Below are 8,006 nucleotides of genomic sequence, written 5' to 3'. Positions count from 1 at the left end.
GCCTCCTGTTGGCGAAGCGGTGAACTAGACAGCTCCACTTCACAACAGGGGGCCTTCACCCATCTACGACATCAGATCGTGTCCTCACACCTTCTCGACCAACGTGCCTGGACATCACAGCTAGCGCCTGTCTCGAAACCCCTCCGACTTGGAACGTGGTTTCGAGACGGTTGCTAGCGCAACCTCCTCAACCACCGGCGTGCAGTCGGCGGTCAGGTGAGGTGGCGGGCGGCGGCGGAGAGGAGGCGGAGGGCCTGGGCCGACCAGGCCGGCGTGGCGCCGGCGAGGCCGCAGGTCGGCGAGAGGACCAGCGAGTCGCCGACGGTGACGGGGTCGAGGCCGACGAGGTCGAGCCAGCGCAGCACCCGCTCGGTCAGCTCGGTCTCGGTGGGAGCCTGGGCCGGGTCGGTGGACGCGACGACGCCGAGAGCGACGCTCTCCCCCGCGTCCAGGGCCTCCGCCAGCGCCTCGTGGTCGCGCGCGGAGAGCGTGTCGAGGTCGGCGGAGAGGCCGCGGGCGCCGGCGCCGCGCAGCAGCGCCCAGGGGGTGCCGGGCGCGCAGGAGTGGACCCACGGCTCGGCCTGCTCGGCACCGATCGCGTCCAGCACCCAGCCGAGGTGCTCGGAGGCCTCCGGCGGGTGGACGGTCCGGTGCCGGCCGAAGCCGGACGCGGTGGGCACGCCGCCGCCGAGGACCGCGGCGAGCATCGGCTCGTCCACCTGGACGACCAGCCGGTCGACGCCGGGCAGCCGCCGACGTACGTCGCGGACGTGACCGCGCAGGCCCTCGGCCAGCGCCTGCGCCAGCTCGCGGCGCGCGCCGACGTCGGAGAGCACCTTGTCGCCACGGGGCTTCTCCACGGTGGCGGAGAGCGTCCACGGGCCGGCGACCTGCACCTTGAACGACCCGGTGTAGTCCTGGCCCTGCTCCTCGAGGCCGTCGAGGTCCTGCGCGAGGAGGCTCCGGGCGCGGCGGTGGTCGACGCCGGAGGCGTCGGTGAGCCGCCACCCGGCGGGCTGGAGGTCGATGCCGAGGCCGTCGGTGACGGCGAGCGCTCGGCCCAGCATCCCCGCGGGCGCCCCACGGCCAGGCACCTCGGGCAGGTGGGGCAGGTCGGCGAGCTCGCCGAGGACGACGCGCACCGCCTCGTCGTAGGCCGGCTGGTCGCCGCCGGGCATCGAGCCGACGCCGGTCGCGATCATGCGGTCGTCGCGATCGTGGCGGAGCCGACCACGCGGCTGCCGTCGTAGATCACGGCCGCCTGGCCGGGCGCGATGCCGAAGGCCGGGTCGAGCAGCTCGATGTCGACCCGGTCGCCCGTGGTCGCGACCACGGCGCGGTGCTCGTCGCCGTGGGCGCGCAGCTGCACGGTGGCGTCGAGGCGCGTCGGGACGCTGCCGCACCAGCGCGGCTTGATGCCGCCGAGCCGGTGGACGGCGAGCCGCTCGCGCGGCCCGACCGTGACCGTGCCGGAGACCGGCTCGATGTCGAGGACGAAGCGCGGCTTGCCGTCGGCCGCCGGAGTGCCGAGGCGCAGGCCCTTGCGCTGGCCGATGGTGAAGCCGTAGCTGCCCTCGTGGCGGCCCAGCTCCTCGCCGGTGGCGTCGTCGACGATCGCGCCGCCGTGGTTGGGGGCGCGGTCGCCGAGCTTCTCGCGCAGCCACCCGGCGTTGTCGCCGTCGGCGACGAAGCAGATGTCGTGGCTGTCGGGCTTGTCGGCGACCAGCAGCCCGCGCTCGGCAGCCTCGGCACGGACGGCCGACTTCGGCGAGTCCCCGAGCGGGAAGAGCGAGTGCGCGAGCTGGTGCTGGTCGAGCACGCCGAGCACGTAGGACTGGTCCTTGCCGTGGTCGACGGCCCGGTGCATCTCGATCAGCCCGTCGGCGCCGGTGCGCAGCTGCGCGTAGTGGCCGGTGGCGACGGCGTCGAACCCCAGCGCGAGCGCCCGGTCGAGCACGGCGGCGAACTTGATCTTCTCGTTGCAGCGCAGGCACGGGTTGGGGGTGCGGCCGGCGGCGTACTCGTCCATGAAGTCCTCGACGACGTCCTCGTGGAAGCGCTCGCTGAGGTCCCAGACGTAGAACGGGATGCCGATGACGTCGGCGGCGCGGCGGGCGTCGTTGCTGTCCTCGATGGTGCAGCAGCCGCGGGCGCCCGAGCGGTACGACGCCGGGTTGCGCGAGAGCGCGAGGTGGATGCCGGTGACGTCGTGGCCGGCCTCGACGGCGCGGGCGGCCGCGACGGCCGAGTCGACACCGCCGGACATGGCAGCGAGGACCTTCATCGTGAGGCTGCCCGGGCCCGTTCGACGCACGGGCCGATGGCCTCGACGAGGGCCCGGACGTCGGCCTCGGTCGAGGTGTGCCCGAGCGAGAACCGCAGCGAGCTGCGCGCCTCGTGGTCCGCGCGGCCCATCGCGAGCAGCACATGGGACGGCTGCGGCACGCCGGCGGAGCAGGCCGAGCCGGTCGAGCACTCGATGCCGCGGGCGTCGAGCAGCATCAGCAGCGAGTCGCCCTCGCAGCCGGGGAAGCTGAGGTGGGCGTTGCCGGGGAGGCGGTGGACCGTGTCGCCGTTGACCTGGGCGTCCGGCACGGCGTCGAGGACGCCGGCGACGAGCCGGCCGCGGAGCTCGGCGACGCGGGCGGCGTGGTCGGGCTGGTGCTTGACCGCGAGCTCGACGGCCGCCGCGAAGCCGGCGATGGCCGGCGTGTCGATGGTGCCGCTGCGGATGTCGCGCTCCTGGCCGCCGCCGTGGACGAGCGCGGTGACCTCCAGCTCCCGGCGTACGACGAGCGCACCGACGCCGTAGGGCCCGCCGAGCTTGTGGCCGGTCAGCGTCAGCGCGTCGACGCCGGACGCGGCGAAGTCGATGGGCAGGGTGCCGACGGCCTGCACCGCGTCGGTGTGCACCGGGATGCCGTGGGCGGCGGCCAGGGCCACCACCTCGTCGATCGGCTGGACCGTGCCGACCTCGTTGTTGGCCCACATCACCGAGACGAGCGCGACCGTGGCGGGGTCCTGCTCGATGAGCGCGCGCAGCGCGTCGAGGTCGAGGCGGCCGTCGCGGTCGACCGGGACGAGGTCGACCTGGGCACCGTCGTCCTCGCCGAGCCAGAAGACCGGGTCCAGCACGGCGTGGTGCTCGATCGCCGAGGTCAGGATGCGGGTGCGGCGCGGGTCGGCGGCCCGGCGCGCCCAGTAGATGCCCTTGAGGGCGAGGTTGTCGGCCTCGGTGCCGCCGGCGGTGAAGACGACCTCGCCCGGGCGGCAGTTGAGCGCCTGGGCGATCGTCTCGCGCGACTCCTCCACGATCCGGCGCGCGCGCCGCCCGGAGGCGTGCAGGGAGCTGGGGTTGCCGACGTCGAGGAGGTGCGCGGTGAGCGCGTCGACCGCCGCGGGCACCATCGGCGTGGTGGCGGCGTGGTCGAGGTAGACGACCGGGTCGGGGCTGGCGTGGCTCATGGCGTGGTCAAGCGTACGGCTCACCCCTCCGGGCGGACTCATCCGAGCCGGTCGAGCCAGGGGTGGCCCGGGTGGGCGGCCGCGATCGCGCGCAGGAGCCACCCCTGCTCCGCGCGGCCGAGCCGCGGGCCGTTCACCGGTCCGCCCGGGCGGCGATCGAGACCAGGACGGCGCGGTGGTCGGCGCCCGAGATGGTCACGGTGCGGGTGTCGGTGACCGTCCACTGGTCGGTGACCATCACGTGGTCGATGCCGACGCTCGGCGGCAGGGCGCTCAGGACGGGGAAGCCGCCCCCGACCGGCCACGTGGCCTCGACGCCGGCGTTGGCGAGCTCGGCGGAGTCGCGGAAGCCGTCGTCGACGAGCGCGCGCAGCGGCGCCTGGTCGAGCGTGGCGTTGAGGTCGCCGGCGATGACGGTGGCGTCGCCCGAGGCCGCGAGCTCGCGGATCTGCGCGTGGTCCTCGCGCCACGCGACGGGGTCGACGGGCGGATAGGGGTGCACCGCGAGCAGCGAGAGCCCGGCGGTGCGCACCAGCAGGCCGTCGAAGATCGTGTCCAGGGTCTCCACCACCTCGACCGGGGCGTGCGAGAACACCATGGTGCCCTCGGTGCCGCGGCCCGCCTCGCCGGCGCGGTAGGGGAACGCGTCGGCGAGCCCGGCCGTCTCCATGTCGGCCACCGCGCCCCGCGTGAGCTCGCTGACGACCAGCACGTCGACGTCGGCGGCGGTGGCCTCCTCGAGGAGCTCGACGGCGTCACCCGCGCCCTTGAAGAGGTTGGCGGTCATCAGTACGACCGGTGTCGCATCTGATGCCGCGGCCGGCGTCGTCCCGGTGACCAACGGCGCGTACCAGGCGGCGTGGAGCAGCAGCCCGGCGAGCGCGAGCACCGCTCCCCCGGCGACCAGCGCGCGGCGGCCGAGCCCGCGGAGCACCCCGACCAGCAGCAGCACGAGCGCCGCGGCGTACAGGGGCAGCCCGAAGGGCGTGAACGCTCCCAGCTGGATGGCGCGCGCGTGGTCGGGCTCCAGCAGCCGCACGCCGGTGAGGGCGAGGGCGGGCAGCAGCAGGAGCGCGACGGCGCACCAGTAGACGATGCGCCCCAGGGTCATGGCGCCAACCTACCGAGCCTCAGAGGAGCACCAGGTCGTCGCGGTGGACGACCTCCCGCTCGTAGGCCGCGCCGAGCTCGCGCTTCAGGTCGTGGGAGCTGCGGCCGAGCAGCTGCGGCACCTCGTCGGCGTCGAAGTTCACGAGGCCGCGGGCCACGACGGTCCCGTCGGGCCCGGCCAGGTTGACCGGGTCGCCCGCCGTGAAGGCACCGAGGACGCCGGTGATGCCGGCGGCCAGCAGCGAGGCCCGCCGCTCGACGACGGCGCGCACGGCGCCCGGGTCCAGCAGGAGCGTGCCCTTGGGGTCGGTGGCGTGCGCCAGCCAGAGCAGTCGGACGGGACGCCGGCGTCCGGTGGCGTGGAAGAGCGTGCCGACGGGCTCTCCCGCGAGCGCCTCGGCGGCGTGCTCGGCGGAGGCCAGCAGCACCGGGATGCCGGCGCCGGTGGCGATCCGGGCCGCCTCGACCTTGGTCTGCATGCCCCCGGTGCCGACCCCGGCCGCGCCCGCCTTGCCGATCTGCACGTGGTCGAGCTCGTCGAACGACGTCACCTCGGGCACCAGCGAGCTGCCCGGCAGCCGCGGGTCGGCGTCGTAGAGGCCGTCGACGTCCGACAGCAGCACCAGCAGGTCGGCGTGGACCAGGTGCGCCACCAGCGAGGCCAGCCGGTCGTTGTCGCCGAAGCGGATCTCGTTGGTGGCCACGGTGTCGTTCTCGTTGACGACCGGCAACACACCCAGCTCGAGCAGCTTGGCGAACGTCGAGAAGGCGTTGCGGTAGTGCGAGCGGCGGGTGACGTCGTCCAGCGTCAGCAGCACCTGGCCGACGACGACGCCGTGGCGGGCCAGCTCCTCGGTGTAGCGGTGCATGAGCAGGCCCTGGCCGACCGAGGCGGCCGCCTGCTGCGCGGCGAGGCCGCGCGGCCGCCGGGCCAGCCCCAGCGGCGAGAGGCCGGCGGCGATGGCGCCCGACGACACCAGCACCACCTCGGCGCCCCGCGAGCGAGCCGCGGCGAGCACGTCGGCCAGGCGGCTGACCGTGCCCGGGTCGATGCCCCCGGCGGCGGTGGTGAGCGAGGAGGACCCGACCTTCACGACGATCCGGCGCGCGCCGGTCACCGCGAGCCGCTCCGCGGTCATGCCTCGGGGTCGCTCTCAGCCCAGTCGGGGTCGTCGGCCGAGCCGATCGTGTAGGCCTTCGGGCCGAACTTCTCCGGCTTGTCGAGGCGGCGGGCCACGTCGGCGCGGGTCTCGGTCTCGGCCCGCTCGGGCATGGCCTCCTGGATCGCACGCCGACGACCGTGGGCGGGGCGCTTCTCCTCGAAGCGCTCGTCCTCGCCGCGGCGGGCGAGGTTCTCGGCGCCCGCGTCGATGCCGGGCTTGAAGTCGAACACGACGGAGTTGTCCTCGTGGCCGATGATGACGGTGTCGCCGGCCTCGGCGCCCAGCTGCAGGAGCCGGGTCTCGACGCCCAGCCGGTTGAGCCGGTCGGCGAGGAAGCCCACGGCCTCGTCGTTGCTGAAGTTGGTCTGGCGCACCCAGCGCTCGGGCTTGGTGCCGCGCACGCGCCAGCCGTCCTCGCTCGCGGTGACGGTGAAGTCGTCGCCGCCGCCCGCGCTGGGCGGGCGGAGGACGATGCGCTGGGCCTCGACGACCTCGCGCTCGGCGCGCGCGGCCAGCACGATCTCGGCCATGGCGAACGTCAGCTCGCGCATGCCCTCGCCGCTCGCGGCCGACACCGGGAACACCCGCAGCCCGCGCTCGCGCAGGTCGTCGATCGTGATGTCGGAGATGTCGCGGCCGTCGGGCACGTCGATCTTGTTGAGGGCGACCAGCCGCGGCCGGTCCTCGAGCCCGCCGTAGCGCGCGAGCTCGTTCTCCATGATGTCGAGGTCCTCGGCCGGGTTGCGGCCGGGCTCCATGGTCGCGGTGTCGATCACGTGGACCAGCGCCGCGCAGCGCTCGATGTGGCGCAGGAAGTCGTGGCCGAGGCCGCGGCCCTCGCTGGCACCCTCGATCAGGCCGGGCACGTCGGCAACGGTGAACGTCGTCTCGCCGGCCGTGACCACGCCGAGGTTGGGCACCAGCGTGGTGAACGGGTAGTCGGCGATCTTGGGCCGGGCCCGCGAGATGGAGGCGATCAGGCTGGACTTGCCGGCGCTCGGGAAGCCGACCAGGCCGATGTCGGCGACGACCTTGAGCTCGAGCGCGATGTCGAGCTCGTCGCCGGGCTCGCCGAGCAGGGCGAAGCCCGGGGCCTTGCGCTTGGAGCTGGCCAGCGCCGCGTTGCCGAGACCGCCGCGTCCGCCCTGGGCGATGACCAGCTCGGTGCCGGGGCCGACCAGGTCGGCCAGCACGGTGCCGTCGGCGTCGGTCACGACCGTGCCCTCCGGCACGGGCAGGACGACGTCGGCGCCGTGGGAGCCGTTGCGGTGGGCTCCGGCGCCGTGGCCGCCGTTCTCGCCGCGGCGGTGGGGGCTGTGGTGGTAGTCGATCAGCGTGGTCACGTCGGGGTCGACGCGCAGGATGACGGAGCCGCCCGGGCCGCCGTTGCCGCCGTCGGGGCCGCCGAGGGGCTTGAACTTCTCGCGGTGCACCGAGGCGACGCCGTCGCCACCCTTACCGGCGCTCACGTGGAGCGTCACGCGGTCGACGAAGGTGGGGACTGCCATGGGACACCGCCTCTCAGACGGTTGTGGTGCGGGGATGGTGCAGAAATGGCGAAAGGGCGACCCCCACGTGCAGGGACGCCCTTTGCGCGAAGTGGTGCTGCGAGCGTCAGGTCACTCGCCCGGGACGATGTTGACGACCTTGCGGCCGCGCTTGCGGCCGAACTCCACCGCGCCCGCGACGAGCGCGAACAGGGTGTCGTCGCCGCCGCGGCCGACGCCGGCGCCCGGGTGGAAGTGGGTCCCACGCTGGCGCACGATGATCTCGCCGGCGTTGACTTCCTGGCCACCGAACCGCTTGACGCCGAGGCGCTGGGAGTTGGAGTCGCGGCCGTTCTTGGTGGACGCGGCGCCCTTCTTGTGAGCCATTTCGTAGTCCTTCGGGTGTGTCTCGAGCGAGGGCTCAGAGAGAGATGTCGGTGACCTTGACCTGGGTGTACTTCTGGCGGTGACCCTGGCGCTTCTTGTAGCCGGTCTTGTTCTTGTACTTCTGGATGATGATCTTGGGGCCCTTGGTGGCGCCGAGGACCTCGACCGTCACCGACGCCTTGTCCAGACCGGTCGAGGTGACGGACTCGCCGTCGACCACGAGCACCACCGGAAGGGTCACCGACTCGCCGACGCCGGTCGTCACCTTGTCGATCTCGATGACGTCGCCGACGGCGACCTTCTGCTGGGTGGCGCCTGCGCGCACGATCGCGTACACCGCGGTCTCCTTCGTAGGTCTCACTGAACAAGCTGGGGCTGCGGCACGCACGACCGC

General features: G+C 73.9%; 8 protein-coding genes. All 8 read right to left on the bottom strand.

Annotated elements, in window-relative coordinates; all coding sequences use genetic code 11:
* Nucleotides 1-212: 212 nt before the first annotated feature.
* The gene (locus IRQ30_RS21185) at nt 213-1,202 is read right to left on the bottom strand and encodes a uroporphyrinogen decarboxylase/cobalamine-independent methonine synthase family protein (RefSeq protein ID WP_193614861.1); all 990 of its coding nucleotides are present in this window, start codon (nt 1,200-1,202) and stop codon (nt 213-215) included.
* Nucleotides 1,199-2,284 (bottom strand): tRNA 2-thiouridine(34) synthase MnmA, encoded by a 1,086-nt coding sequence (gene mnmA / locus IRQ30_RS21180; protein WP_193614860.1) that lies wholly within the window; start codon nt 2,282-2,284, stop codon nt 1,199-1,201. Before mnmA ends, IRQ30_RS21185 begins: the two co-directional genes overlap by 4 nt.
* A complete protein-coding gene (locus IRQ30_RS21175) occupies nt 2,281-3,465 on the bottom strand; it encodes a cysteine desulfurase family protein (protein ID WP_193614859.1) in 1,185 nt (394 codons plus the stop codon). Before IRQ30_RS21175 ends, mnmA begins: the two co-directional genes overlap by 4 nt.
* Before the next feature lie 133 nt (nt 3,466-3,598).
* On the bottom strand, nt 3,599-4,576 hold the full coding sequence (locus tag IRQ30_RS21170) for an endonuclease/exonuclease/phosphatase family protein (protein WP_193614858.1): 978 nt from the start codon (nt 4,574-4,576) through the stop codon (nt 3,599-3,601).
* Between the two features lie 19 nt (nt 4,577-4,595).
* The gene (gene proB / locus IRQ30_RS21165) at nt 4,596-5,714 is read right to left on the bottom strand and encodes a glutamate 5-kinase (RefSeq protein ID WP_193614857.1); all 1,119 of its coding nucleotides are present in this window, start codon (nt 5,712-5,714) and stop codon (nt 4,596-4,598) included.
* Nucleotides 5,711-7,246, bottom strand: coding sequence for a GTPase ObgE (obgE, locus tag IRQ30_RS21160; RefSeq protein ID WP_193614856.1), 1,536 nt, complete (start codon nt 7,244-7,246; stop codon nt 5,711-5,713). Before obgE ends, proB begins: the two co-directional genes overlap by 4 nt.
* 111 nt (nt 7,247-7,357) lie before the next feature.
* Nucleotides 7,358-7,612 (bottom strand): 50S ribosomal protein L27, encoded by a 255-nt coding sequence (gene rpmA / locus IRQ30_RS21155; protein WP_193609250.1) that lies wholly within the window; start codon nt 7,610-7,612, stop codon nt 7,358-7,360.
* 34 nt (nt 7,613-7,646) lie between these two features.
* Nucleotides 7,647-7,949, bottom strand: coding sequence for a 50S ribosomal protein L21 (gene rplU, locus IRQ30_RS21150; RefSeq protein ID WP_134738439.1), 303 nt, complete (start codon nt 7,947-7,949; stop codon nt 7,647-7,649).
* Nucleotides 7,950-8,006: the final 57 nt, after the last annotated feature.

The organism is Nocardioides lijunqiniae (assembly GCF_015024225.1).
Classification (GTDB): Bacteria; Actinomycetota; Actinomycetes; order Propionibacteriales; family Nocardioidaceae; genus Nocardioides; species Nocardioides lijunqiniae.
The sequence above is the reverse complement of the archived record's forward strand: the minus strand, read 5'-3'. Positions and strand labels throughout refer to the sequence as shown.